This window comes from Atlantibacter sp. MEI4A-1023, assembly GCF_056155425.1.
On sequence record NZ_CM149568.1, the window covers coordinates 4,645,020 to 4,671,438 of the forward strand.

Annotated in this window: 24 protein-coding genes; 10 read left to right on the forward strand and 14 right to left on the reverse strand. The window is 53.7% G+C overall.

Annotated features, from left to right (window positions below; translation table 11 throughout):
- Window positions 1–306: 306 nt before the first annotated feature.
- The 3 genes from ACVV26_RS22030 (at window position 307) to ACVV26_RS22040 (ending at window position 3,313) form a co-directional block, all read left to right on the forward strand.
- The gene (locus ACVV26_RS22030; protein ID WP_474799357.1) at window positions 307–837 is read left to right on the forward strand and encodes a fimbrial protein; all 531 of its coding nucleotides are present in this window, start codon (window positions 307–309) and stop codon (window positions 835–837) included.
- A 63-nt stretch (window positions 838–900) separates the two neighbouring features.
- Window positions 901–1,455: a fimbrial protein gene (locus tag ACVV26_RS22035; protein WP_474799358.1), complete on the forward strand. Its 555-nt coding sequence runs from the start codon at window positions 901–903 to the stop codon at window positions 1,453–1,455.
- Between the two features lie 118 nt (window positions 1,456–1,573).
- A complete protein-coding gene (locus ACVV26_RS22040) occupies window positions 1,574–3,313 on the forward strand; it encodes an AsmA family protein (protein WP_474799359.1) in 1,740 nt (579 codons plus the stop codon).
- 35 nt (window positions 3,314–3,348) lie between these two features.
- Here ACVV26_RS22040 and fabY read toward each other — a convergent pair whose 3' ends face one another.
- The 10 genes from fabY to ACVV26_RS22090 all read right to left on the reverse strand — a co-directional run bounded on the left by fabY (window position 3,349) and on the right by ACVV26_RS22090 (window position 12,554).
- The gene (gene fabY, locus ACVV26_RS22045) at window positions 3,349–4,290 is read right to left on the reverse strand and encodes a fatty acid biosynthesis protein FabY (protein WP_474799360.1); all 942 of its coding nucleotides are present in this window, start codon (window positions 4,288–4,290) and stop codon (window positions 3,349–3,351) included.
- Window positions 4,291–4,334: 44 nt separating this feature from the next.
- Window positions 4,335–4,772: a D-aminoacyl-tRNA deacylase gene (gene dtd / locus ACVV26_RS22050; protein ID WP_474799361.1), complete on the reverse strand. Its 438-nt coding sequence runs from the start codon at window positions 4,770–4,772 to the stop codon at window positions 4,335–4,337.
- Window positions 4,769–5,641, reverse strand: coding sequence for a virulence factor BrkB family protein (locus ACVV26_RS22055; RefSeq protein ID WP_312983311.1), 873 nt, complete (start codon window positions 5,639–5,641; stop codon window positions 4,769–4,771). Before ACVV26_RS22055 ends, dtd begins: the two co-directional genes overlap by 4 nt.
- The gene (yihX, locus tag ACVV26_RS22060; protein WP_312983313.1) at window positions 5,635–6,234 is read right to left on the reverse strand and encodes a glucose-1-phosphatase; all 600 of its coding nucleotides are present in this window, start codon (window positions 6,232–6,234) and stop codon (window positions 5,635–5,637) included. The genes ACVV26_RS22055 and yihX overlap by 7 nt, the downstream gene beginning before the upstream one ends.
- A gap of 130 nt (window positions 6,235–6,364) precedes the next feature.
- Window positions 6,365–7,120: an IclR family transcriptional regulator gene (locus ACVV26_RS22065; protein ID WP_474799362.1), complete on the reverse strand. Its 756-nt coding sequence runs from the start codon at window positions 7,118–7,120 to the stop codon at window positions 6,365–6,367.
- Between the two features lie 166 nt (window positions 7,121–7,286).
- On the reverse strand, window positions 7,287–7,934 hold the full coding sequence (locus tag ACVV26_RS22070) for a bifunctional 4-hydroxy-2-oxoglutarate aldolase/2-dehydro-3-deoxy-phosphogluconate aldolase (protein ID WP_312983317.1): 648 nt from the start codon (window positions 7,932–7,934) through the stop codon (window positions 7,287–7,289).
- Between the two features lie 46 nt (window positions 7,935–7,980).
- The gene (locus tag ACVV26_RS22075; protein WP_474799363.1) at window positions 7,981–9,288 is read right to left on the reverse strand and encodes an MFS transporter; all 1,308 of its coding nucleotides are present in this window, start codon (window positions 9,286–9,288) and stop codon (window positions 7,981–7,983) included.
- A gap of 42 nt (window positions 9,289–9,330) precedes the next feature.
- Window positions 9,331–10,320: a 2-dehydro-3-deoxygalactonokinase gene (locus ACVV26_RS22080; RefSeq protein WP_474799364.1), complete on the reverse strand. Its 990-nt coding sequence runs from the start codon at window positions 10,318–10,320 to the stop codon at window positions 9,331–9,333.
- Between the two features lie 19 nt (window positions 10,321–10,339).
- Window positions 10,340–11,356 (reverse strand): 2-dehydro-3-deoxygalactonokinase, encoded by a 1,017-nt coding sequence (locus ACVV26_RS22085; RefSeq protein ID WP_474799365.1) that lies wholly within the window; start codon window positions 11,354–11,356, stop codon window positions 10,340–10,342.
- 43 nt (window positions 11,357–11,399) lie between these two features.
- Window positions 11,400–12,554, reverse strand: coding sequence for an iron-containing alcohol dehydrogenase (locus ACVV26_RS22090; protein ID WP_474799366.1), 1,155 nt, complete (start codon window positions 12,552–12,554; stop codon window positions 11,400–11,402).
- A 644-nt stretch (window positions 12,555–13,198) separates the two neighbouring features.
- Between ACVV26_RS22090 and ACVV26_RS22095 the strand changes: the two genes are divergently transcribed.
- Window positions 13,199–14,458: a collagen-like triple helix repeat-containing protein gene (locus ACVV26_RS22095; RefSeq protein ID WP_474799367.1), complete on the forward strand. Its 1,260-nt coding sequence runs from the start codon at window positions 13,199–13,201 to the stop codon at window positions 14,456–14,458.
- A gap of 60 nt (window positions 14,459–14,518) precedes the next feature.
- A complete protein-coding gene (locus ACVV26_RS22100) occupies window positions 14,519–16,231 on the forward strand; it encodes a ShlB/FhaC/HecB family hemolysin secretion/activation protein (protein ID WP_474799368.1) in 1,713 nt (570 codons plus the stop codon).
- A 56-nt stretch (window positions 16,232–16,287) separates the two neighbouring features.
- On the opposite strand, the gene typA is transcribed toward ACVV26_RS22100, so the two are convergent.
- Window positions 16,288–18,111 (reverse strand): ribosome-dependent GTPase TypA, encoded by a 1,824-nt coding sequence (typA, locus tag ACVV26_RS22105; protein WP_312983352.1) that lies wholly within the window; start codon window positions 18,109–18,111, stop codon window positions 16,288–16,290.
- 368 nt (window positions 18,112–18,479) lie between these two features.
- Between typA and glnA the strand changes: the two genes are divergently transcribed.
- From glnA to ACVV26_RS22125, 4 genes are all read left to right on the forward strand, one after another.
- Complete coding sequence (glnA, locus tag ACVV26_RS22110; RefSeq protein ID WP_125295044.1) at window positions 18,480–19,889, forward strand: glutamate--ammonia ligase; 1,410 nt, start codon at window positions 18,480–18,482, stop codon at window positions 19,887–19,889.
- A gap of 143 nt (window positions 19,890–20,032) precedes the next feature.
- Window positions 20,033–21,082 (forward strand): nitrogen regulation protein NR(II), encoded by a 1,050-nt coding sequence (glnL, locus tag ACVV26_RS22115; protein WP_312983355.1) that lies wholly within the window; start codon window positions 20,033–20,035, stop codon window positions 21,080–21,082.
- Window positions 21,083–21,138: 56 nt separating this feature from the next.
- Entirely contained in the window at window positions 21,139–22,548 is a 1,410-nt protein-coding gene (gene glnG, locus ACVV26_RS22120) for a nitrogen regulation protein NR(I) (protein ID WP_474799369.1), read from the forward strand.
- A 111-nt stretch (window positions 22,549–22,659) separates the two neighbouring features.
- Window positions 22,660–22,782 (forward strand): YshB family small membrane protein, encoded by a 123-nt coding sequence (locus tag ACVV26_RS22125; RefSeq protein WP_474799371.1) that lies wholly within the window; start codon window positions 22,660–22,662, stop codon window positions 22,780–22,782.
- Between the two features lie 36 nt (window positions 22,783–22,818).
- On the opposite strand, the gene hemN is transcribed toward ACVV26_RS22125, so the two are convergent.
- Together hemN and yihI are read right to left on the reverse strand one after the other, a co-directional pair.
- Window positions 22,819–24,192: an oxygen-independent coproporphyrinogen III oxidase gene (gene hemN, locus ACVV26_RS22130; protein ID WP_474799372.1), complete on the reverse strand. Its 1,374-nt coding sequence runs from the start codon at window positions 24,190–24,192 to the stop codon at window positions 22,819–22,821.
- Between the two features lie 186 nt (window positions 24,193–24,378).
- Window positions 24,379–24,885, reverse strand: coding sequence for a Der GTPase-activating protein YihI (yihI, locus tag ACVV26_RS22135; protein ID WP_474799373.1), 507 nt, complete (start codon window positions 24,883–24,885; stop codon window positions 24,379–24,381).
- A gap of 622 nt (window positions 24,886–25,507) precedes the next feature.
- On the opposite strand from yihI, the gene yihA reads away from it, so the two are divergent.
- Window positions 25,508–26,143 carry a ribosome biogenesis GTP-binding protein YihA/YsxC gene (gene yihA / locus ACVV26_RS22140; protein ID WP_312983362.1) on the forward strand — a complete coding sequence of 212 codons (636 nt, stop codon included), beginning with the start codon at window positions 25,508–25,510 and terminating at the stop codon, window positions 26,141–26,143.
- 91 nt (window positions 26,144–26,234) lie between these two features.
- On the opposite strand, the gene spfP is transcribed toward yihA, so the two are convergent.
- Window positions 26,235–26,282: a small protein SpfP gene (gene spfP, locus ACVV26_RS22145; RefSeq protein WP_071892919.1), complete on the reverse strand. Its 48-nt coding sequence runs from the start codon at window positions 26,280–26,282 to the stop codon at window positions 26,235–26,237.
- Window positions 26,283–26,419: the final 137 nt, after the last annotated feature.

Below are 26,419 nucleotides of genomic sequence, written 5' to 3' on the forward strand. Positions count from 1 at the left end.
CTGAGCGCAGACGCGTAATCATATTATTTCACAATTAATGACACAGCCCTGAAAACTCTAAGTATCGTTTTGCGTAAATAGTAATATTCTATATTTACGAGTTCATTAAAGAACAATTGAATGGGACAAATAAATATTTATTGAATCATGACAACTATTTAATATTCTTATAAAATTTACATCGCAAAAAGTTTATAAATAATTTTAAAGCATCACCAATAAATATGGAAGAACAACACTTTTATTAATAAGATGAATATTATTAAATTATTTCAATCATTAGGAAAAATTAAAGGATAGTTTGATATGAATAAAACATTACTAGGGCTTGCTGTCTCTACACTTTTCGTTGTAAGTACAGCTCAGGCGGAAGATCAATCCGCTACACTTGCTATTACTGGCGTCGTCACTGCAGGCGCAGAAAGCTCATGTACCGTATTTCCTTCTACCAGTTCAATAACCCTGTCAGGAAAAGCCGATGCTCTGCCGCTACAAAATCAATCTGTCTCCAGTGCGACAGCTTTCACCGTTCAGGTAAGTGGCGACAAAGAATGCATGGACAAAATTGATACCAATCAAATTGGCGTTCAATTAAAAGGCACCGCAGATGCCAACGGCACAGTGCTGGCCAATACACATACCGGAAGCGATGCGGCACAGGGTGTCGGCATTGGGATTTATAATGCGAATGGTGAAGTAATAAACGTTAACGACAACCATAATGTCATGCTCCCTGAAGGCATTGGCTTTGGCCTGAGCATGGTTCAACTTAATGGCCAAACCCCTGTAGCGGGTTTAGTCCATGGTTCACTGACTATCGATATCGAGCGTCTTTAACAAAGTTATGCCCATCATGTTAATGGGCATTTTTAATGCAAAATATAAATAAGGAAATTGAACATGAAAAAAATGCTCCCGATGTTTTTTTCAGCATTATCTTTAATAGCTGGCGCTCAAGGTAACGCGCAAGCTGAAGATGTAGGCGCTACACTCTCCATTACTGGAGCTGTAACGCAAAGCATTGCGCAGTCATGCTCTATGTACCTCAGTAAAAATGCAGTCGCGCTACTTGGTGATGTTTCAAACCTTGTCAAGCAGGGCGAAGATTTTAAAGCAGGCGCCAGCATTGATGTTTCAATCGGTGCTAATTCAAGCACGGCGGCCTGTAAGCAGATGGCCGATGAAGGCAAACTGGCTTATAAATTTATGGGCATTGCAGATGATGCAGACGGTACCGTGTTGTCAAATAGTGAGATTTCTACTGGCGCTGCCAAAGGCATTGGTATCGGCGTTTTTGACTCGGAAACTAAAAAGCTCCTGAAGATTAATGAAGATACGATGCTGGCTAAATCATGGGTAAATACCTTTAACGTAGCCATGGTCAAACTTAATGGCCAGACTGCAACCGCCGGCGCAGTAAAAAGCGCACTGACAATTCAGTTTGAGCGTCTGTAATACAATAAGTAAAGCCCATCCTACGATGGGCTTTTACTCCTCTGCATCCATTCTGCCTTGAGCAATCGCCATAAATCGTGCATAACTCCTTCATTGGCTATTCATCGGATTGAAGACAATGAAATTTCTTGGAAAGCTCATCGTTGCGCTGCTTGTCGCCGTTCTGGTCGCGATCCTGGGGCTGTACATTTTGCTTCAGACCCGCTGGGGCGCGGACTGGATCACCGACTGGGTCAACGCGCACAGCGACTACCACATCACTTTTGATGAGATGGATCACCGCTTTTCATCACCTTCGCACGTGTTGCTGAAAAACGTGACCTTTGGACGTAACGGCCAGCCCGCGACGTTAGTGGCGCAAAGCGTAGATATTGGCCTGAGCAGCCGCCAAATCACCGATCCTTTCCATGTTGATGCCATTATCCTCCGAGAAGGCACGTTAAATATTTCCCAGGATACTGCCTCGATCCCCTTCCAGGCCGACCGTTTACAGCTCAGCGACATGGCATTCAACAGCCCGAACAGCGCGTGGAACCTCAGCGCCCAGCGGGTCAATGGGGGCCTGACGCCCTGGCTGCCGGAAGCCGGACGCATTCTGGGCAGCAAAGCCAGAATCGAACTCAGCGCCGGTTCACTGACGTTAAACGGCATTCCGGTCAGCAATGTGCTGATCCAGGGCGATATCGATAATGACGAAGTGAATTTCACTACCCTCGGCGCGGACGTGGCGCGCGGCTCGCTCACCGGCAACGCACGCCGTAACGCCGATGGCGGCTGGCAGGTGGATAACCTGCGCCTGAGCGATATCCGTCTGCAAAGCGATAAAAGCCTTGTCGACCTGCTCTACCCCGTCACCAGCCTGCCGTCGCTGAAACTGGGCCGGGTAGACGTCACCAACGCGCGCCTGGAAGGACCAAACTGGGCAGTGACCGATCTGGATATGACACTGCGGGACATCACCTTCAGCAATAACGACTGGCAGAGTGAAGAAGGGAGAGTGTCCCTTGATGCCACTGAATTTATCTACGGTTCCCTGCATTTCTTCGACCCTATCGCCAACGCGAATTTATCCAGTAAAGGCGTGGAAATCAGCCAGCTGACGTCACGCTGGGAAGGCGGCATGATCCGCGCCCGTGGCGAGTGGACGCGCAATGATAAAGGGCTAACGCTGGCGGATGTGGCGATTGCCGGGCTGGAATATACCCTGCCAGAGGACTGGAAAAAGCAGTGGATGACGCCGCTGCCGGAATGGCTGAACCGCGTGACGGTGACCAAATTCTCCGCCAGCCGCAACCTGATTATTGATATCGATCCCGCTTTCCCGTTCCAGCTTACGGCGCTGGACGGCTACGGCAATTTACTGGAGCTGGCGCGCAACCGCCAGTGGGGGATCTGGAGCGGTAACGCCACGCTGAACGCTGCCGCCGCTACTTTTAACCGGGTGGATGTGCGCAGGCCATCTATCGCGCTTAATGCCAACAGCAATAACATTACCATCAGCGAACTGAGCGCCTTTGCCGGGAAAGGGATGCTGGAAGCCACCGCCTCGATTGCGCAACAACCAGAGCGGCAAATCGCCTTAAGCCTGAATGGCCGGGCAGTACCGGCCAACGTTCTGGAAAACTGGGGATGGCCGCAGGTGCCGTTACAAGGGGACGCTAATATGCGGCTCAGCGCCCGGGGCCAGCTTAACGCGGATAGACCGTTAAAACCCACGGTGAACGCGACCCTGACTATCAACGCCGCCAACGGCCAGCAAATTCAGCAAACCATGCAAGCGGGCGTGGTAGCGGGTACGCCTGTAACGCCAGAGGCGCCTTCGACAACAGAACAGCCGCAGGCGAACCCCTTTCAGTAGCGCAGCACCTTCACCGTCCAGTGGCGGTGAAGGGTTTACTCCTCTTCGTTGCCACCCTCTTCCAGCGGCCCGAACGGCTTAGCAGGCAACACGATGTAAGTCCCTTCAAACACTGCGCCCAGCGTATCGTCGCCAATCAGTTCCACCTGCAACTGCACCCGAGCTTTACGCCCGCGCGCCAGCCGGTCCAGATCGCCACTTAACGAGCCCAGATCGGCAATCGCACTGGGGCGGCCGGTTATCGGCGCGCTATAACGAATGTGCGCATCGGCAAGAATGATGGTGCCGCCGAGATGGCGCTCGCGCAGCATCAGCCAAATCAGCCCCCAGCCGGTCAGCGTGGCAAGGGAAAACAGGCTTCCCGCGAACAGCGTATGGTGCGGATTCTGATTCCCCGCCTCCGGCATGGTGGTAACAAATTTCTGCCCGGTATATTGCAGAATGCGTACGCCCATCTTCTCGCTGAGCGGAATATGCTGATACCAGGCCTGCTGCAACTGCCCGCACCAGTCGGCGCGATGCAAAATATCATCCAGCGGCACGATAGGTTTGATCATCAAAAAGTGGCGCAGCGGTGTGGTTTGCGGCGTGGTGATCTCGCCCTGATTCACAAAGCCCAGCTTGGCGAAAAATTCCACAGCGTCTTCACGGGCGCTACAGGTCACGCGCTTCACCCCTTCCTGACGGGCGACAGATTCCAGTGTCATCGCCACCAGCGTGCCCAGGCCTTTGTCCTGCACGTTCGGGTCGACCGCCATAAAGCGGATGGAGGCTTCATTATCGGCATTGATATACAGCCTGCCCACGGCCACCGGTTTGCCGCTTTCATCCACCACCATTTGGTGATGCGCCAGCGCATCCCAACCGTCGCGCTCGGAACCTTTAGGTTGATGCAGGGGTTTACGCAACATTTCCCAGCGAAATTGATAGTAGCTTTCCAGCTCTTCTTCCGTTTGGGGTACGCGAAGATGATACATAGATGGACTCTCTCTTGTTGCCAGGGGCCGCGCCGTTAACGGGCTCATACTTGCAGCCAGAACGTGACGGGGCCGTCGTTCACCAGGGACACCTGCATATCTGCGGCAAAGCGCCCGGTTTGTGTCTCTGTGCCAAGGTTGCGGCAACGCTCGACGAAATATTCGTACAGTTCTTCCGCCAGAGCAGGTGCCGCGCCGTTGGAAAAGCTCGGGCGCATACCGCTGTTGGTATCCGCCGCCAGGGTAAACTGCGATACCACCAGAACGCTGCCGCCCGCCTGTTGAACGTTGAGGTTCATTTTGCCGTTTTCATCGCTGAAAATGCGGTAACCCAGCACCCGTTCGCACAGCCGGTTCGCCTTCTGGGCGTTGTCTTCCTTTTCGACACCTAATAACACCAAAAGTCCTGGGCCGATTTCACCCGTCACGTCACCGTTAACGGCGACGCTGGCACGCGTTACGCGTTGAATTAATGCAATCATGGTTCTTCTTCGGATTCTTGTTCTGCCGCTAATTTTAACGCTCGGTAGTCCCCGAGAGTGACAGTAATTTCCGCGCCAAGCAAGACGATACACCACGTCCAGTACACCCAAACAAACAAAATGGGGATCACCGCAAGCACGCCGTAAATCAGCTGATAGGAAGGGAACATGGTGATATACAGCGCGAAACCTTTCTTACCCAACTCAAAAAGCAGCGCCGCCACCAGCGAACCCACCAGCGCATCCCGGGCTGGCACGCGGGTGGTCGGTACAATGCTGTAAAGCAGCCAGAATGACAGCCAGGAGAGCAGCAACGGGAAGATGCGCAACACGTTGTCGATCAGCGAATCAAACCCGCTAACCCAGCGCAACGACAGCAGATACGAGCTGATCGCCAGGCTGGCCCCCGCCAGTAATGGCCCGAGGGTTAAAATCATCCAGTAAACCGCGAACGAATAAATTTTTGGCCGGACCCGCTTGCTGCGCCAGATGGTATTCAGGGCACTGTCCACCGCGTACATCAACAGCAGCGCCGTGACGATCAGCCCGCAGGCACCTACCGCCGTCATCTTGCTGGAGTTGGCAACGAACTGCTCGATATAGCGCTGAATAATGTCGCCCGTGGCGGGCATAAAATTGGCGAAGATAAAGTGGCGCAACTGAATACTGACGTCGGAAAACATCGGAAACGCGGCAAACAGCGCAAACACCACCGCGACGAACGGCACCAGCGAGAGCAACGACACATAGGCCAGGTTGCCCGCCAGGGTGGTCATATTGTCCTGATCGATTCGCTCCCACAGCAACTTACACCAGGCCCAGAAAGGCGCGGTGTGTTTGGTTGCATGATGGCGAACGCGTCTTAACATGGCTGTTTCGCAAAATAGTCCGGCAGCGTGGATTTATCGGTCACATGAATGCTGGTGATCCCCACGGCCTGTGCCCCTTTAATATTATCGGCGTTATCGTCGAAAAAGACCGCGTCACTGGCCGGATATCCTTCCGCTTCGAGGACTTTTTGATAAATAGCCGGTTCGGGCTTGCGTGACCCCAATTCCTGCGACAGATAGACATGGTCGGCAGCGGCCTGCACTTCCGGGTAGTTGGTCGGCCAGAAGGTGGTGTGCAGGCGATTGGTATTCGACAGCACCACCACGCGATGCCCCTGCTCGCGCAGCTTATGCATGATATCGATGACTTCCGGGCGCAGACCGACAAACACTGCCTGCCATCCCGCCGCGAACTGCTCGTAGCTCAACGACAATTCCATGGATTCGCACAATAATTTTGCGAATTCCTCATCGCTGATTTCACCGCGCTCATGCTTCTCGAACGGCTCGCCCATAGTGAAACTTTGCTGAAGCGTAGCCAGCGGCACGCGGCTGTAATCACTCCATACGCCCAACACGCGGTTAAAGTCGATATCGACGATGACGTTACCTAAATCAAACATATAAAGCATGACGCTCTCCTTTTTGGGCCATGGAGAGTTAACTGTAGCGGGAATATGGGGGGTTGAATAGTAACGGCTTCAAAACGAAAGCAAAGAAGTCTGACCACGGTTACACCCTATAACCGTGGCGACAATAACGTTAAAAATCAGCGTACAGGCGTGGGCCGCGGTAACCAATGCGCTGCGACAGATCCAGCGCCGCATCGGCGATCATTTTACCCAGCGCGGCGATTTTCTCCGGCTGGTTCTTGATTTTGGTATACAGGCTGGCAACGCTGATCGCCGCATACACTTTGCCCTGCAGGTTATAAACCGGGGCCGCCAGACAGAATACTTCCGCGTTATGCTCGCGGTCATCAATGGCGTAACCCTGCTGGCGCGCCTGGTTGAGAATAGCGAAAAACTTTGCTTCGTCGGTACAGGTATACGGCGTAATCGGTTTTAACCCACCGGTACGCGACAGAATGGCTTTGACGTCATCATCCGGCAGCGTCGCTAAAATCGCTTTGCCAAGCCCGGTGCAATACAGCGGGTTGTTGGAGCCGATACGCGCCGAAGTCCGCACCGAGTTCGGGCTCTCGACTTTATCGAAGTAAACCAGTTCGTCGTTATTGAGCAACGCCAGGAAGGCAGTTTCTCCGGCCACGTCAGCGAGTTTCTCCAGCACCGAATGCGCCACGTTCTGGAAAGGAGTCTGTTCGAGGTAACACGCGCCGGTCTGAAACAGCTTCACGCCCAGTTTGAACGACTTCTGCTTTTCATTGGCCTGTTCCAGATAGCCTTTATCAAGCAGGGTGTAGAGGATATCAAAGGTGGTGCTCTTCGGGATGCCAAGCTGCTTGCTGATTTCAGTGATCGTCAGTTCATCTTTACTTGCCGCAACTAATTCCAGCATCTCCAACGCCCGGGCAACCGAGCGATTTATCTTTTCCGACACGGGCTTACCTCACTGTCATTGTTATAGCGGGCAGTATAGCGAGGTAACGGGAGTGAAAACAGCCGCCACACCTGGGCAACGTGCAATAAAAAAGCCACAAATTTGTGGCTTTTTCACAGTCAGGTCAGGCCTTTTTGCCTTCATGGAACGTCTGGATAAACCTCCTGGCCTGTTGGGTGATGGCATCCCAGTCACCGCGCGCTATCCACTCTTTGTTGGTCAGCGCGCTGCCCACGCCCACCGCGAACGCACCGGCTTTGGCAAACTCGCGGGTGTTTTCCAGCGTGATGCCGCCCACCGGGATCAGAGACAGGTTATCCAGCGGTCCCTGTACTTCTTTCATATAGTTCACGCCCAAGCTGTTAGCCGGAAACAGCTTCAGCAAATCTACGCCCAGACGGCAGGCCTGAAGGATTTCTGATGGCGTCATTACCGCCGGGATCATCAGGCGCTGCTTCTCATGCACCATAGTAACCACGTCCGGGTTAAAGTCAGGCGACAGGACAAAATCCGCGCCTGCGTCCAGTACCAGTTGCGCCATCACCGGGTTAATGACCGTACCGGCGCCGACAAACATTTTGTCGCTCATTTCCTGTTTCAGGGCGCTGATGCTTTCCAGATGACGGGTGGAGTTACAGGTCACTTCAATGACCCGGATACCGCCGTCATACAGGGCGCGGGCCAGCGGCAAAATCCCTTCAGGCGCGACGCCGCGTACAATGGCAATCATGCCGGTTTCTTCAATAGCGCGAATCACGCGATGTTTAATCATGGATAACCTCTTGGGGAAATATCAGGGAGTCGCCTCCCTGATTACATCAATCCTTTACGGTCACCGGCTCTCTGACGATGAACCAGTAACACAGCGCCGCACAGGCCGCGATAATCCCGCCGCTGGTGAATGCCAGGGCGTATGAACCCGTGACATCGGCGATAAGCCCGGTGACCAGCGGTGATAACGAACCGGCAAAGTAGCCGCCGAAGTTCTGGATACTGCCTACTGAGGCCACCATCGATGCCGGTGCCACATCGCCCGGCAATGCCCAACCGGTTGCGGACAGCGCGGACAACAGCGCCATGGCGATAACCAGCAGCGTCAGGGTCGCGGCCAGGCTCTCTACCATCGGTATCGCGATAACGGCGACGCCAGCTAACAGCGCGGAAATACTGATGGTGACGCGCTTGGCTTTTAATGACTCTTTGATGATGCTTTTGTCCACCAGCCATTTCGATACGTAGCCACCGACAATAGCGCCGACGATGCCGCCGAAATAAGGAATACTGGCGTAGATACCTAATTCTTTAAACTGAATGTTCTGGGTTTTCATTAAATAGAGCGGCAGGAAAGTGGTGAAAATATTCATCATCCACACATAGCAGAACCAGCCTAAAATCATTCCCCAGATGCAGCGATATTTAAATAAACCACCCCAGCTAATTTTTTCCGCTTCGCCGGTTAATTTCTCCGCCGTACCGCCGCCGCCTTCCTTAATATAGTCCAGCTCCTCTTTGGTAATAGTCGGGTGCTTTTCCGGTTGATGGTAAGCAAAGATAAAGAACACCACGAACACTAAACCAATGGCACCGGCAATGTAGAACAGTGAACGCCAGCCGAACGGTACAATAATTGCCACCAGGATTGGCGGAGCAATCGCCGGGCCCCATTTAGACGCCGCATCCCAGAAGCCGGTCGCCAGCGCGCGCTCGCTTTTCGGGAACCAGGAGGCGGTGATCTTCGCCGCGCCCGGCCAGCATGGGGCTTCAGTAATACCGAGAATGCCGCGGGCAAAAATCAGCGTCATCATATTGCTGCACGCGCCGGTCAGCATGGTCGCGCCGCTCCACAGCGCTACCGCCCAACCGTAGACCTTTTTCGGGCCAAAGCGGTCAACCAGGAAGCCCGCAGGCAGCTGGCACAGGGCGTAAATCAGCGCAAATACCGATCCTAATAAACCGATATCGGTATTCGATAAATTAAGATCTTTCATCATGTCCGGGGCAGCAATAGATAAGCTGGCACGGTCGAGGTAGTTAATAATACCGCCAATTAATAACAGGAAAACAACGAACCAGCGCTTATTTCCTCGTTTTTTAGCTACTGCTCTTTCATTAACGATGGTGTTCATAAAGCAGACCTTTTAATTATGTGTAGGGTACAGAGTACGGAATTAAATAATCTGTCGACGACGCGCCATGGCAAATAATCCAGCACTGGAGAGGGAACGGCTGGACGGCGCGACGGTAATTTTCCCGGTAAACCACGGATCGTTATCAATTAAGGTGGCGAAGGCAAATTTCAGGGTATCTTTACCGCACACCACCACGTGGGTATCCGGCGTCACAGTAAAGGCTTCGCTGTTTTTGACCGCCTGCAAGTCATCCTGTAATACCGCGCCAAGCAGCACGTTGGCTTTCTGGTTCAGCGTTAAGTCGCTGAACATATCCAGCACGCGAACCGAGAAACAGGTGCGCGACAGGCCAGTTTGCAGACACTGATTCGCGCCCTGTAACAGCGCCGGCGCGTCGATTTCCTGGGCAAATTGCAGATTGAGCGAACTGGCGAGAATGGTGTGACGGGTAATCACATCCAGCAACTCGCCGCCGATAGTGGTTACGCAACCTTCAATACGGTTATCGGCATCGATTTTAACGAACTTCGAGTGTGAACCCGGCAGGATAATCAGCGCCGGGCCAGTAATGCCGAGGCTTGCCAGTACGCCAATTGCCTCGGTTTCTTCGCCGCGCATCATGTCCATCTGCTCGGCGTTTTCCAGCGTAACGGTGGATTTGTGATTGCGAATGCCCGGCACAAACCAGATCGGCTCGTCGGTAATCGCCGGTAAATTTGTGCAGACCATGCCTTTCGCCAGTTCATTCAGCCCGGCGGGCGCCAGCAGATGTGGGATTTCACACAGACCCACGTTGGATGTGATCATGCCCGCAGAAAGGTAAACCACTTTCTCCCCTGTCGGAATATTTGCCTGGCTACGAGCTTCGTGAACGGCGTCGCTGACGCCTTTCATTAATATTTCAGTGCTGCCGGAAATCGCGGTATCACGCACGCCCACAGGACGGGCGGCTTCGGCAAGCAGGCGCTCGTCCTGCCAGGCACACACGCGGGTATTGGTGGTGCCAGTATCGATGGTAATAATGTACATATCTTTCTCGCTCTTCTTATCACTGTAGGGTGCGAAGAATATTGGCAATCGCGCTGGCGCCGGTAATGGCCAGCCTGTCTATTTGCTCTTCGTCGGAAATAATGCGTAATGGGTTATCAATATTTAACTGCTGCTGGATCACGTGCTGATAAATTTCACAGCGCTTAGCGTTACCGATTAAGAAAATATCGCCGTCGAAATTAAACCCTTGCTCCCTGGCGTCGGCGAATAATTTGATATCGTCGCCTGCCATGGCGCTATCGAGGAATAATTTGCGCTGGGCAGCCGTGGTCGGGAATGAGAATTGTAAAAAGCGCGTCATTAATACCGTGCGCAGTAATCCGCTTTCCGCTACAGAACGGCAGGCGGCGTCAATAATTATCGGATCGATTTCGCTATCCGCCTCTTCCAGCGATGTCGCGACGCTGGAAGAGACAAATGTCTGCTTCAGGATCGCCGCATATACCTGGCCGCTGAGCGAGGTAATACTGCCGGCGATTTGCCCCTGCTCATTGATCGAAATAAGCTTGGTGGTGGAGCCTAATTCAATCAGCGTGCAGGGCAAGCGTGGCTGATAACCCAGCAGTACGCCTGCCGCCTGGGTTTCTTCACCGCGCATTAAATCGATGCCGCGCAGGTTTTCCCAGGAAGGCGTGGTCTGGTTTTTAATACCCGGGATCAGCATCACCGGGATATCCAGCGCCAGCAGTTCGTTTTCCGCGAACGCCACCGTGTGCCGCGCCAGTTCTTCAATACTGGCCGGGGCGACGCGGTGTGGAATTTCATGCAGGCCCAGGTTTGAGGTAATCATTCCCGAGGCGATAATAAATTGAATATCTTGTTGAGATTTTCCGTTTCTCGCCAGTAATTGTTTGACGCCTTCCGCCATGGCCTGGCGCAATACGTCATTACTGCCGTGGGTAAGGGTGGAATTTACCCCTTCGGTAATCATCTCTTTATCGACAATGGCGCTGCCTGCAAATTCCAGCAAATAAATACGCGTTGCTGACGATCCTGAATCAATAACAACAAACATATTCACTCCTTTTTAAAATTCCGTTCGCGGTTTGCCGGGTTGATTACAGGCTGCGTTGCAAAATATCACGCAGAGTTTGGGCATCCGGTACGCGCGGGTTATTTTCCAGCACCACTTTCATGGTGGTTTGCACGTTATTGATGATCCAGTCGAAGTGCTCTTCCTTCACGCCCAGTTCGGTGAGCGATGGCAGCATGTTGACGGATTTCAGGAAGTCGGTGACCGCTTTGACGCTGCTGTACGCGGCTTCTTCGGTGTTCATATCCCGGGTATCCACGCCCATTGCCGCTGCGATAGCGGCGAATTTCTCCGGCGCGGCCGACCAGGTGTACTCCATAAAGGCCGGATACACGGCGGCGATCCCTTCGGCGTGAACCACATCCAGCAGGCCGCCCATCGGGTGTTGCAGCGCATGGGGAAGCGTAGTGCCCGCGCAGTCGATAGCCATACCGGCCAGGGTGCTGGCAAACGTCACCTGTTCCCAGGCTGCCAGGTCGGTCACGTCGGCATAAACCCGCGGCAGGTTTTTCGCCAGCAACGTGATGGCGCGCAGGGACAGCATTTCGCTGAATGGGTGGGCATTGCGGGAAATATAAGATTCCAGCGCATGGAACAGCACGTCCGCGCCCGGCCCGGCAATCACGCGCTTCGGCAGGGTGAGCATCAGCTCGGGGTCTACGATAGAGGCCACCGGATAAATCAGCGGGTTTACCAGGCCTTTTTTGTCGTGGGTTTCCGGGTTAGTGAACACGGCGGTACGGTTGGCTTCACTGCCCGTGCCTGCGGTGGTCGGCACCAGGATGATCGGCAGGGCATGCTGCGCCTGTTTTTTACCGAACACGTAATCCCAGATGCTGCCTTCATTCAGCGCGCAAAATGCGATGCCTTTCGCCATATCCATGGCGCTGCCGCCGCCGATACCGATCACCAGATCGCAATTTTCCTGCTGCGCCAGGCTTGCGCCCGCTTCAACCAGAGTGGAGAGCGGGTTCTGCATAAATTCGTCATACACCGCGTAAGCCATGCCTGCGGCGGTTAACGCTTCCTGAGCGCACGCCAGTTGCCCGGTAGGCTTGGTGCTGTCGGAAACCACCAGCAGCGCTTTCTTACCGTATTGCTGAGCAATGTTGCCGAGTTGACCAAATTTGCCAGGACCAACGTGCAGCTTAACCGGGTTATTGAAAATGAAATCGGTCATTCTGTATTCCTTTTGTTCGTATATGCGGACCTTGTTCGGATATGTGATTATTATGGGATGCTTTTTGTTCGCGACACAACCTGTTTTGTCTGAACAATGAGCGGAATCACATTTTTTTCTGTAAAGAAGCGGCCCGGCGCTTTTTAGGAATAGTCTTCAGCCTTATGCGTCGGGTAAAAAACTCCGGCGCAGGGAAGCAGCAATAACAATGTAATGGCTGATAACAATGTATTGGCGAATCAACACGATAATATCCACCCCTGCGTCTTACTCAGCAAAAATAATTCATCTTTCGCGTTTCGTTAATGTTAAAAACCCCATAAAAAGTACATGTTTATATTTTAGAAAATATAAAATTGACAAAATTATGGATGAGAACTAGTTAGCAGATAATAAATATGTGCTCTAGAAAAAATAGTAAAAAAATGCATTACGAAGGTCATAAAAACAAAGTTAACGCCTTGATTTATATTGATTTATAATTTAATTAATCATATAAATAATATTATTCACCAGAAATATATGATACACCTTGTCACTTATTAAATATATTTTTAATAAACAATCGGCCTTTTGTCGTATTCATAAAACTTTCTTACACTGATTTATACGTCGTCCGGCGTGTAATTCAGTGGAGTATTGTTATGAAATCTAATAACACCAACCACAAAAGCATGATTGCTTTGGCGGTACTGCTTGCATTATCTCTTTCCGCCTGCAGTGGAAGCGGGGGCGGCTCTCATTCAACAGCCAAAAATAATCCAGCCACAGAATCCGGCAGTGCTGCGGGTGGAGACGGCTCAGGTAGTGGTTCCGGCAGCGGCACCGATACGGCTAATAACGGCGGTACCGGAACCGGTGATGGAACGGGTACTGGAGGCGGTACCGGCACTGGCGGTGGTAGCGGTACGGGTGGCGGCAGCGGCGGTGAGGGATCGGGCGGCGGCTCAGGCGGTGATGGTACTGGCGGAGGCAGCAGCGGCACGACCTCTACCGCGCTCAATAACATACTCGGCGATGTGGGAAGCGCAGGTTCCGGCGTCGGCACCACGCTTTCTGATTTAGGCAGTCAAATCCCCACCAGCAACCCTGTGACGTCGACCGTCTCCACGACTGTCAGCGGCGTGGGTAGCTCGGTCAGCACCCTGAGCACCGGCATTACTACCGGCGTGGGTGATACCAGTAACCCGAATGGCGTCGGGACCACAGTACAGGGCGTAACCGGCACCGTCAGCGGGTTGGGCACGACCGTATCGGGCGTGGGCACCCAGCTCGCCAGCACCACCAGCGGAACGACGATAAGCGGGGCCACCGGGCTGGTGGGTACGGTGGTGGATAACACCGGCCAGGTTGTGACTGGCGTCGGCAATAATCTGACCTCCACCGTGCAAAGCAAGGGTGTCACCCAGCTGACGACCGGCACGACCACGGCGCTGAATAATACCGCCAGCGGCGTGCAGGGCATCACCCAGCAGGTAGGCGGCGCAACGGGGTTAGGCACGCCGGTGAATAATCTGCTGACTCATGTCGGTACAGCGGTCAGCGGTGTGGGTACACAGGTCGGCACCTCTACGCCAGCGCTAACTGGCGTGGGTCAGATTGTCCAGAATACCGGGCAAGTAGTGACCGATGCGGGCGGCCTGGTGAAACCCACAGCGCCCACCAGCGGTGATAGCGGAACGGCAGCTGGCAGCATTACCGCCGATGCTAACGTGAATGCCGGAAACGGCGGGCTACTCGCCAACGTGGGCACCACCGTCAACGGTGTGACGTCTGGCCTGACCGCTGGCCTGAACGCCAATGTCACCACCACCTCAACAGGCAGTGAAACCACCCAGGCTACCGGGCCCGTCACCAGCCTGACCAATACGCTCGGCGGCATCCTGAAACCTAAGTCGCAATAAGCCAGCCCGTGCTCCCGTCAAGGGAGCACGCTTTCCAGCCGTTTCAGAAGGGATTGCATCATGAAACTGCCCTTATTTTTTGCGCTTTGGGGAATATTCGGAACGGCGATGGCGGATACCCTGCCCGCCTTAATCGACCCGGATAACCCGGCAATGCCTGCGCGAAGCGTTTCCGGCCCCGAAACGACCCAGAACCCGGCATCACGTATTCGCGTGACCGAGCCGGTGCGTAAATACACGCCGGATACGCCAATTCAGGTCCGCCATATTCAGTTTGTCGGCGGAACACGTTATCCCCTGAAATCGTTACTTGAGCCCTTTCGTCCTTATGCCGGGAAAACCGTCCCGTTAAAAACCCTTGTTAAGCTGGCTAACGACATCACGGCGCGTTATCAGGCGGATGGTTTCCCGCTCTCCTACGCCTTGCTGCCTGACGACAACTTTCACAACGGCACCATTAAAATCGTGCTGGTGGAAGGCTACGTCGCCCACAGCAATATCAACAGCGATAACCCAAAAACCGCCGAGCGGCTGAAGCGGTTATCGGAAATCATCATGGCGGAGAAGCCGCTTAGCGCCGAACGCTTTGAGCGTTACAGCCTGTTAATGACCCGCACGCCAGATACCAAAGTTGAAGCCAATGCCCAACTGCCTAAAAATATCTACGGCGCGGCGGTGATGCAGGTAGACGCAAAGCAGCCGCGCATCTGGGATCTCTCATCAACGCTGGATACCCGCAAAGGGCAGAATCTGGCGTTTGTGAATGGTTCGCTAAGCAACCTGACCCGTTATGGTGACCGCCTGGGTGTGGCCACATTAATTCCGCTGGACGATGAGTCAAAGAAAACCTATATCGGCCTCAACTATCAGCAGTTTCTCAACGACGACGGGCTGAGCATGCAGTTGAAAGGCAGCTACTACCGCGACGATCCGAAAGACTATTCGCCACTCCTGTCGCTGCCGCAGGACATTACCATTGATGTGCATAACACCTCGACGCAGTACAACGGCGGCGTGAATTTCAGCTACCCGCTGGTACTGGAGCGGAAAAAACAGATCGGCCTGACGGGCGGGATGGATTACACCGATAAGCGCAACGACTACAGCCTGCGGGCGCGCGGCTTCGGGCAAACGTTGGATTTGCCGTCACAGAATCAGCATGTGCGCTACCCGGCGCTGGAATTTGGCATCAACGGCTACCGCGAGTTTGAAAAAGTGAGCGGCAGCGGCAGCATTACGGTACGTCAGGGAATGGATGCGCTGGGCGCGGATGCGGCACCGCCGCTGGGCACGGACGTGGATTTCACACTCTGGAAAGGCCGGGTGGATGGCGCATGGAAGGTAGCGGAAAACTGGCAGCTCTCCACGGCGCTGGACGGCAACTGGACCGATAACGATCTCCCGGAACCGGAGCGCGTGAACTATGGCGCACAGCGGTTTGGACGCGGCTATCAGGATGGCGAGGCGACGGGCGATTATGGCTACGGCGGCCAGCTTGAGCTGCGTTATCTGCATATGCGCCCGGAAAGTAAATGGCTCTCTACCGTTCAGCCGTATCTATTGGCGGATGCGGCGCGCACCGGGTTTAATCAGCCGGGCTATCACCATCCCAAACTGGCTTCTGTCGCGGGTGGGGTGATGTTAGGCGATATGCGGCATTACGGCTTAACGCTGGAAGCCGCCCGTCCGGTGGGCGACAAACCGTCCGACGCCAGCCGCCGCGACTGGCGCTTCAGCCTGACGGTGACGTGGAATTTTAATGATTTACGGTGAGTGTCCAATAAAAAAGCCGCTGAAATCAGCGGCTTTTTTGCATCACTCAAACAATCTTAGTCTTCTTTCGAACCGCGGCTTGCGCGACGACGATCGTTCTCGGTCAGGTGACGTTTACGAATACGGATGGACGTCGGGGTCACTTCGACCAGTTCGTCATCATCGATAAACTCAAGCGCCTGCTCCAGAGACATTTTGATCGGCGGAACCAGAACCGTGGCTTCGTCGGTACCGGACGCACGCATGTTGGTCAGTTTCTTACCGGTCAGGCAGTTAACGGTCAGGTCGTTAGAACGGCTGTGAATACCGATGATCTGGCCTTCGTACACTTCTGCACCGTGACCCAGGAACAGCTTACCGCGATCCTGCAAACCGAACAGCGCAAACGCAACCGCTTTGCCCTGGCCGTTGGAGATCAGCACGCCGTTATTACGCTGGCCGATTTCGCCCGGACGCACGTCATCGTAGTGGCTGAAGGTGGAGTACAGCAGACCGGTACCGGAAGTCATGGTCATGAACTCGGTACGGAAACCGATCAGGCCACGCGCCGGGATCAGGTAATCCAGACGAATACGACCTTTGCCGTCAGGGATCATGTCTTTCACGTCGCCTTTACGCTCGCCCATGGCTTGCATAACCGCGCCCTGGTGCTGTTCTTCGATATCCAGGGTGACGTTTTCGAACGGTTCCTGCATACGGCCGTCAATCACGCGGTTGATAACTTTCGGACGGGACACAGCCAATTCGAAGCCTTCACGACGCATGTTTTCGATCAGCACCGACAGGTGAAGCTCGCCACGACCCGATACGCGGAACGCATCAGAGTCTTCCGTTTCTTCAACGCGCAGCGCCACGTTGTGCACCAGCTCTTTGTTCAGACGCTCAAGGATCTGACGAGAGGTCACGAACTTACCTTCTTTACCGCAGAACGGTGAGGTGTTGACGTTGAAGAACATGGTAACGGTCGGCTCGTCAACAGACAGGGCCGGCAGCGCTTCCACGTTTTGCGGATCGCACAGCGTGTCGGAGATGTTCAGTTCGCCCAGACCGGTGATCGCAATGATATCGCCTGCTTCCGCTTCGGTGGATTCAATACGCTCCAGACCGAGGTGGGTCAGTACTTTACCGACTTTACCGTTACGGGTTTTGCCTTCGCTGTCGATCAGGGTGATCTGCTGGTTAGGCTTCACTTTACCGCGCTTGATGCGACCGATGCCGATAACGCCAACGTAGTTGTTGTAATCGAGCTGGGAGATCTGCATCTGGAACGGACCGTCGAGGTCAACGTTCGGCGCCGGTACGTGATCAACAATCGCCTGATACAGCGGAGTCATATCTTCCGCCATGTCGGTGTGATCGTTGCCTGCGATACCCATCAGCGCAGAAGCATAAATAATTGGGAAGTCCAGTTGCTCGTCAGTCGCGTCGAGGTTTACGAACAGGTCGAATACCTGGTCAACAACCCAGTCCGGACGCGCGCCAGGACGGTCAACTTTGTTGATAACAACAATAGGCTTCAAACCATGAGCAAACGCTTTTTTGGTTACGAAGCGGGTCTGCGGCATTGGGCCATCCATTGCATCCACAACCAGCAGTACTGAGTCCACCATGGACATAACACGTTCAACTTCTCCACCGAAGTCGGCGTGCCCTGGGGTATCAACGATGTTGATACGGTAGTCATTCCATTTGATAGCGGTGTTTTTAGCGAGGATGGTAATCCCACGCTCTTTCTCCAAATCGTTGGAGTCCATCACACGTTCTGTGGTCTCAGCACGTTCGCTGAACGTACCGGATTGCTGCAGCAGCTTGTCAACCAGGGTCGTTTTCCCATGGTCAACGTGCGCAATGATGGCGATGTTACGCAGATTTTCGATCACAACTTTGCCTCAGGCATTAGAAATAGCGCGTTATTGTACACGTATTAATCGAAGGACTAAACAGGATCACAAAGAACCTTTACAAACAATATAAACAGTAAGGGATTGTGATCGGTTTCACGAAGCCAAAAAGAGAGCGCCCAACGAAAATTGCACCAATATGGTGCTCAATATTCACACATGAGCACTATATTGGTGCAAGGTATCCATCCTGGTGCAGCCCTTTTGCACTATGGTGCGCATAATAGCGCCTTTTTAGGGTAATTTGAAAGTTGGCACAGATTTCGCTTTATCTAAATCAGGGTGAAAACACCAACTATTGAGCAGTGCCATTCCACGACGACGATGACCAATCCGGGAGAGTAAGTATGTCCGCCGAACACATTCTGACGATGCTGAACGAACATGAAGTGAAGTTTGTTGATCTGCGCTTCACTGATACCAAAGGTAAAGAGCAGCACGTCACAATCCCTTCCCATCAGGTAAATGCTGACTTCTTCGAAGAAGGCAAAATGTTTGATGGCTCCTCGATTGGTGGCTGGAAAGGCATCAACGAATCCGACATGGTGCTGATGCCTGACGCATCCACCGCAGTGCTGGACCCGTTCTACGAAGAACCCACGCTGATCATCCGTTGCGATATTCTTGAGCCGGGCACCATGCAGGGCTACGACCGTGACCCGCGTTCCATCGCCAAGCGCGCTGAAGAGTACCTGCGTTCTACCGGTATCGCGGATACTGTGCTGTTCGGGCCAGAGCCGGAATTCTTCCTGTTCGACGACATCCGTTTCGGCAGCACCATTTCTGGTTCCCATGTGGCTATCGACGATATCGAAGGCGCATGGAACTCCTCGACCAAATACGAAGGCGGCAACAAAGGCCACCGTCCGGGCGTGAAAGGGGGTTACTTCCCGGTTCCGCCAGTCGACTCTGCACAGGACATCCGTTCTGTTATGTGTCTGACCATGGAAGAAATGGGCCTGGTTGTTGAAGCTCACCACCACGAAGTGGCGACGGCGGGTCAGAACGAAGTGGCTACCCGTTTCAACACCATGACCAAAAAAGCAGACGAAATTCAGATCTACAAATATGTGGTGCACAACGTAGCGCACCGCTTCGGCAAAACTGCGACCTTTATGCCAAAACCGATGTTCGGTGATAACGGCTCCGGTATGCACTGCCACATGTCCCTGTCCAAGAACGGCACTAACCTGTTCTCTGGCGACAAATATGCGGGTCTGTCTGAGCAGGCGCTGTACTACATCGGCGGCGTAATCAAACACGCTAAAGCGATCAACGCCCTGTCTAACCCGACTACCAACTCGTACAAGCGTCTGGTCCCGGGTTACGAAGCACCGGTCATGCTGGCTTACTCTGCCCGTAACCGTTCCGCTTCCATCCGTATTCCGGTGGTTGCTTCTCCGAAAGCGCGTCGTATCGAAGTGCGTTTCCCGGACCCGGCAGCTAACCCGTACCTGTGCTTCGCCGCGCTGCTGATGGCTGGCCTTGACGGTATCAAGAACAAAATCCATCCGGGCGAAGCCATGGATAAAAACCTGTATGACCTGCCGCCGGAAGAAGCGAAAGAAATCCCGCAGGTTGCAGGCTCTCTGGAAGAAGCACTGAACGAGCTGGATCTGGACCGTGAGTTCCTGACTGCCGGTGGCGTGTTCACCGACGAAGCTATCGATGCTTACATCGCCCTGCGTCGTGAAGAAGATGACCGCGTGCGCATGACTCCGCACCCGGTAGAGTTTGAGCTGTACTACAGCGTTTAATTTTGTAGTCGTTAATGTTGCCGTGGAATTTTAGCCCATCTTCGGATGGGCTTTTTTCTCCACCAATAAGCTGATTCCAGAGGCTTTTTGCCTGTCTAACGCTATAATGCACTAAATTGGTGCAACCTTCCGGAGACTGCTGAATGGCTACAGGCATGCTGCCCGATGCTGGGCAGATCCTCAATTCTTTGATTAACAGCATTTTGCTGGTGGATGACGAACTGGCGGTCCATTACGCCAACCCTGCCGCCCAGCAACTGCTTGCCCAAAGCTCGCGCAAACTGTACGGCACACCGCTGCCGGAACTGCTGAGCTATTTTTCGCTCAATATTGCGCTGATGCAGGAGAGCCTCAACGCAGGCCAGGGGTTTACTGATAACGAAGTCACGCTGGTGATCGACGGGCGCTCGCATATTCTTTCCCTGACCGCCCAACGTCTGCCGGACACACTGATCCTGCTGGAAATGGCACCGATGGATAATCAGCGTCGCTTAAGCCAGGAACAGTTACAACACGCCCAGCAGATCGCCGCACGTGACCTGGTGCGCGGCCTGGCGCATGAAATTAAAAATCCGCTCGGTGGTTTGCGCGGCGCTGCGCAATTGTTGAGTAAAGCGCTTCCCGATCCGTCGCTGACGGAGTACACCAAAGTTATTATCGAGCAGGCTGACCGGTTGCGGAATCTGGTCGACAGGCTGCTTGGCCCGCAACAGCCGGGGATGCACGTCACGGAAAGCATCCATAAGGTTGCGGAGCGCGTGGTGAAGCTGGTGTCGATGGAGCTGCCTGATAACGTCACGCTGATCCGTGATTACGACCCCAGCCTGCCGGAACTGGCGCACGACCCCGATCAAATCGAGCAGGTGCTGCTGAATATTGTGCGTAACGCGCTACAGGCGCTGGGTAGCGAAGGCGGAGAAATCACGTTACGTACCCGTACAGCATTCCAGTTGACGCTGCACGGCGTGCGCTATCGGCTGGCGGCCCGCATTGATGTGGAAGACAACGGCCCGGGTATCCCGGCCCATTTGCAGGACACGCTGTTTTACCCGATGGTCAGTGGCCGCGAAGGCGGCACCGGTTTGGGGCTGTCTATTGCCCGCAATCTTATCGACCAGCATTCGGGAAAAATCGAATTTACCAGTTGGCCGGGTCATACCGAGTTTTCGGTGTACCTTCCCATTAGAAAATAGCCGCCGCGTCGTTCAGGTTGCCTGGACTGGGCGATAACGCGTATATCGAGGTGTTTATGCAACGAGGGATAGTCTGGATCGTTGATGACGATAGCTCCATCCGCTGGGTGCTGGAGCGAGCGCTCACCGGCGCCGGATTGCACTGTACGGCATTTGAAAGCGGGAACGAGGTGCTCGACGCGTTGACCACCAAAACCCCGGACGTGCTGTTATCGGATATCCGTATGCCGGGCATGGATGGGCTGGCGTTGCTTAAGCAGATCAAACAGCGCCATCCGATGCTCCCGGTCATCATAATGACCGCGCATTCCGACCTGGATGCCGCCGTAAGCGCCTATCAACAGGGCGCGTTCGATTACCTTCCCAAACCGTTTGATATTGATGAAGCGGTGGCGCTGGTCGAGCGCGCCATCAGCCATTATCAGGAGCAGCAGCAGCCGCGCAATGCGCCGGTCAGCGGGCCGACGACTGATATCATCGGCGAAGCGCCGGCAATGCAGGATGTGTTTCGTATTATCGGTCGTTTGTCGCGCTCGTCGATAAGCGTGCTGATCAACGGCGAATCAGGAACGGGTAAAGAGCTGGTAGCCCATGCGCTGCACCGCCATAGCCCACGCGCCAAATCCCCGTTTATCGCGCTGAATATGGCGGCCATCCCTAAAGATCTGATTGAGTCTGAGCTGTTTGGCCACGAAAAAGGCGCGTTTACCGGCGCGAATCAAATCCGTCAGGGACGTTTTGAACAGGCTGACGGCGGCACGCTGTTTCTCGATGAAATCGGCGATATGCCGTTAGATGTGCAGACCCGTTTACTGCGTGTGCTGGCAGACGGGCAGTTTTACCGGGTCGGCGGCTATGCGCCGGTGAAAGTGGACGTACGCATTATCGCCGCCACCCACCAGAATCTGGAATTACGGGTTCAGGAAGGCAAATTCCGTGAGGATTTATTCCATCGCCTGAATGTGATCCGCGTGCATTTGCCGCCGCTGCGCGAACGCCGGGAAGATATACCGCGCCTGGCGCGCCACTTTTTACAGGATGCGGCGCGAGAACTGGGAGTAGAAGCCAAGCTGCTGCACCCGGAAACCGAAGCAGCGCTGACGCGTCTCGCCTGGCCGGGCAACGTGCGCCAGCTTGAAAATACCTGCCGCTGGTTGACGGTGATGGCTGCAGGCCAGGAAGTGTTGATTCAGGATCTGCCGGGCGAGTTGTTCGAAACCACGGTGCCTGACAGCCCGAGCCAGACGCTGCCAGACAGTTGGGCAACACTGCTGGCGCAGTGGGCGGATCGCGCGCTGCGTTCCGGTCATCAAAACCTACTTTCTGAAGCGCAACCCGAAATGGAACGCACGCTGTTAACCACGGCGTTGCGCCACACTCAGGGCCATAAACAGGAAGCAGCGCGGTTGTTGGGCTGGGGTCGCAACACCCTGACGCGCAAGCTGAAAGAGTTGGGTATGGAGTAGCGATTTGCCGCTGTGTAAATATGGACCGTTTAGCGCAAACTGCTGCAATTTTGTACTTTACTGTATTAACAACTTCAGTATGATCACGCGCGTTCACGCGAGGGAAAAATCATGCTGGAATCATTAATTCATTTTGTGTCGAGCAGCGCAGAAGTGGGCACAGCGGCAAGCCAGACGCCGCACACCGCCATCGCGGCTGTACTCTGTGCGGCACTGCTTGGGCTGTTTAGCTGAGATCATCCCCTCAACCAGACCGGTGAGGGGATTGTTTTAGATAACGCGTGAGAATTGCTGCATCCGCGCTTTCTGGCGCAGATACACATCAAAGCACATGCAGATGTTGCGGATCAGCAATCGACCTTTCGGCGTCACCTGGATGCCTTTCTGATCAATATCCACCAGCCCATCTTTTGCCAGCGGCGCTAACAACTTCAAATCTTCGGCGAAGTAGTCAGCAAAATTCAGCTGCCATTGCTGCTCAACCGCAGAAAAATCCAGACGGAAGTTACAGATCAGCGCTTTGATCACGTCACGGCGAATGCAGTCGTCGCGGGTGAGCGACAGGCCGCGCCACAGGGCGTCGCCGCGCTCGTCGACGTACTGATAATACTGCTTCAGTTCTTTATAATTCTGCGCATAGCTGTCGCCAGTCATGCTAATCGCCGACACGCCAAGGCCAAGCAGATCGGTGTCGCCCTGGGTGGTGTAGCCCTGGAAATTGCGGTGCAGGACGCCTTCGCGCTGGGCGATGGCCAGTTCGTCATCCGGGCGGGCAAAGTGGTCCATACCGATAAACTGATAGCCAGTCTGCATCAGCGACCCGATGGTTTGCTGCAAAATATCCAGCTTCTGCTGGGCGGAAGGCAAATCGGCGTCTTTGATTTTGCGCTGGGCGGCAAACAGCGTCGGCAGGTGCGCATAGTTAAAGACACTCAGGCGATCCGGGTTAAGTTCCGCCACGCGTTGCAGCGTATAGGCGAAGCTTTCCGGCGTCTGTTTCGGCAGGCCGTAAATCAGGTCAATATTGGTCGAAGTAAAGCCAATTTCCCGCGCGTGGTTCAGCAGCGCAAAAATAAACTCTTCATCCTGTTCGCGGTTCACCAGACGCTGCACTTCTTTATTGAAGTCCTGTACGCCCATGCTGAGTCGGTTGAAGCCTTCGCTCCGCAGGTGATCGAGCACATCCAGCTCAATTTCACGCGGGTCAACTTCGATAGAAATTTCCATTTCGTCGCTGAAGTTGAATGCGCCGCGCAACAGGTTCATCAGACGGCTGATTTGCGCTTTGTTCAGATAGGTTGGCGTTCCGCCGCCCCAGTGCAATTGCTTAACGGTGCGGGCCGCGAACAGCGGTGCACGGTGGAGGATTTCCTGCTCCAGCGCATCCAGATACTGATCGGCTTTATGCTGCTGGCGGGTGACGATTTTATTGCAGCCGCAGAAGTAGCAGAGCTTGTGGCAGAACGGGATATGCACATACAGCGACAGCGGACGCTCAGGATAGCGCGCCACCGCGTGGTGGAATTCGGTTTCGCCGAACTGTTCAGAGAACTCAAGCGCGGTAGGGTAAGAGGTATATCGCGGCCCGGAATAATTATATTTCTGGATAAGGGCCAGATCCCAGTCGATCAACTGCACAGACATGCTCACTCCTTCCGATGATGTCTTTGGCGGGTACGCTTAACGGACCCACCAGCACCACGGGCGATGAGCCGGTTGCGCAACCGCTTCTGGCGGCGCGACAACCGCTGTAGTTTAACGAATAACCACACCAGATAACATACTATTGGCAGGACAACGATCAGGACGGGCAGGCCCATAACGTGCCGATCAGTTGCCGCCCTTGAGCAGACGCATCAAATCGTCGCCGCGGTTTTCGTCTTCTTCCTCTTCTTCATCATCCCAGGAGAGGCCAAGCTGCTGCATCAGCTCATCAATACGATCCAGTTTTGCATCGACCCATTCCTGATCGGCTTTGCTCAGGGTTTCCCCCTCTTCGAGACGCTCCAGCAATCCATCCAGACGCTCGTCGTTTTCCAGCATATCCAGTTCAGCCTGCGGTGAAAGCATAGGTTTCTTCTCACTCTTCGGTTTCTGCTGCTTGGTTACAGGCGTTTCTGTCACGCCCAAAGGAATGGGGGTTTTGCTGCCGATACGCGGGTCTTTTTTCTGGCCGCTGCGGGCATTTTTCGCGTCTGCCGCAACGCCGGATGCGCGGCTGCCTGGCGCATGGCCGCTGTGTTTTTTCTGGCGCTTGCGTTCACGCCCTTCCTGGTTGAGCTCTTCGCGTGTTTTGCGATGTGCTTTAGTCGGACGTTTGGAGGTTGTTTGCTTCATATCAGGGTCGTCTTAAGCCATTTACGAGAATAATGACATCATACTTCAAGCCGCTTCTTACATTATGGGTAATTAAACGATATGTGAGAGACAGTTTATTTATGATGATGAGAATTGAGGCGGAATCTATCAAAAAGGTAGAAAAGAGAAAAGGCGACAGTTTTGCTGTCGCCTTTTCTCTTAACTTTGCGCTCGTCCTGGCTTGCCACCGACCACCCTGTCTTTCCTTTAGCAAACAACGCTCCGTGTGCGTCCTTTTCCTTATGGCGTCTTATGACGCAGGCTCTCCAGCCGTATCCTGTTCTTCGTCGCCCTGACGTTCCTGAACCTTATTCCAGGGCCATCCTGACCCGCGGTGACTACTTTACCTTTTTAGAATAATGAGACAAGCCGCTGGCGCAGCGATCTACCATTTTTAAGAGTGGTCTGATTAAAATATCCCTATGATTTATAAATATTTATTTTAAATACATGTAAAGATTACCCCTGATTTTCCTATGCTTTTAATCGGCAATCTCTTACAACGCATCGGGAATATCCTGTAAGCCTGGATTTAAGAACCCCGCCTTTGGCAGGGGTTCAGGTATAATCCCTTCATCGCTTGTCCTGATGGAGACGACCTTTGACAAACTGGAACTATCAACAGACGCACTTTGTGACCAGTGCGCCTGATATTCGCCACTTGCCTTCCGACACCGGCATTGAAGTGGCTTTCGCAGGCCGCTCGAATGCAGGAAAATCAAGTGCGCTTAATACCTTAACCAATCAAAAAAGCCTGGCCAGAACCAGTAAAACCCCTGGCCGTACGCAGCTCATCAACCTGTTCCAGGTGGCAGAAGGCAGACGCCTTGTCGACCTTCCCGGCTACGGTTATGCCGAAGTACCGGAAGAGATGAAGCTTAAATGGCAGCGCGCGTTGGGCGAATATTTGCAGGCGCGTCAGTGTTTGCAGGGGCTGGTGGTGCTGATGGATATCCGCCACCCGCTTAAGGATCTCGACCAGCAGATGATTCACTGGGCCGTTGAAAGCCAAATCCCGGTGCTGGTACTGCTGACTAAGGCCGATAAGCTGGCCAGCGGCGCGCGTAAAGCGCAGCTTAATATGGTGCGCGAAGCGGCAATTGCCTTTAACGGCGACGTGCAGGTTGAAGCGTTTTCGTCATTGAAGAAGATTGGCGTCGATAAACTGCGTCAGAAACTGGACAGCTGGTTTAGCGATCTGACACCGGTTACGGAAGACTCGCAGGCCGAAGAATAACCAGGCGTACGGGGCAACCCGTACCCTCAAAAACTTTTCTTTGGGCAATAAAAAACGCCCCAGTCATTAGATGACTGGGGCGGCTAAATATTCAGCCAAATCCGATTACGTGAAGTAAAAGGTCTGAAAGATAGAACATCTTACCTCTGTACCCTACGCGTTTAACTCTACTACCTTTTTTCCATGCCACAAAGTATTTTTGTAATTTTTTTTCAATCTTTACATTCTGAATTCAAAGCGTCATCACAAAAAGCGATAAGTTATGTTGCTAAGTTA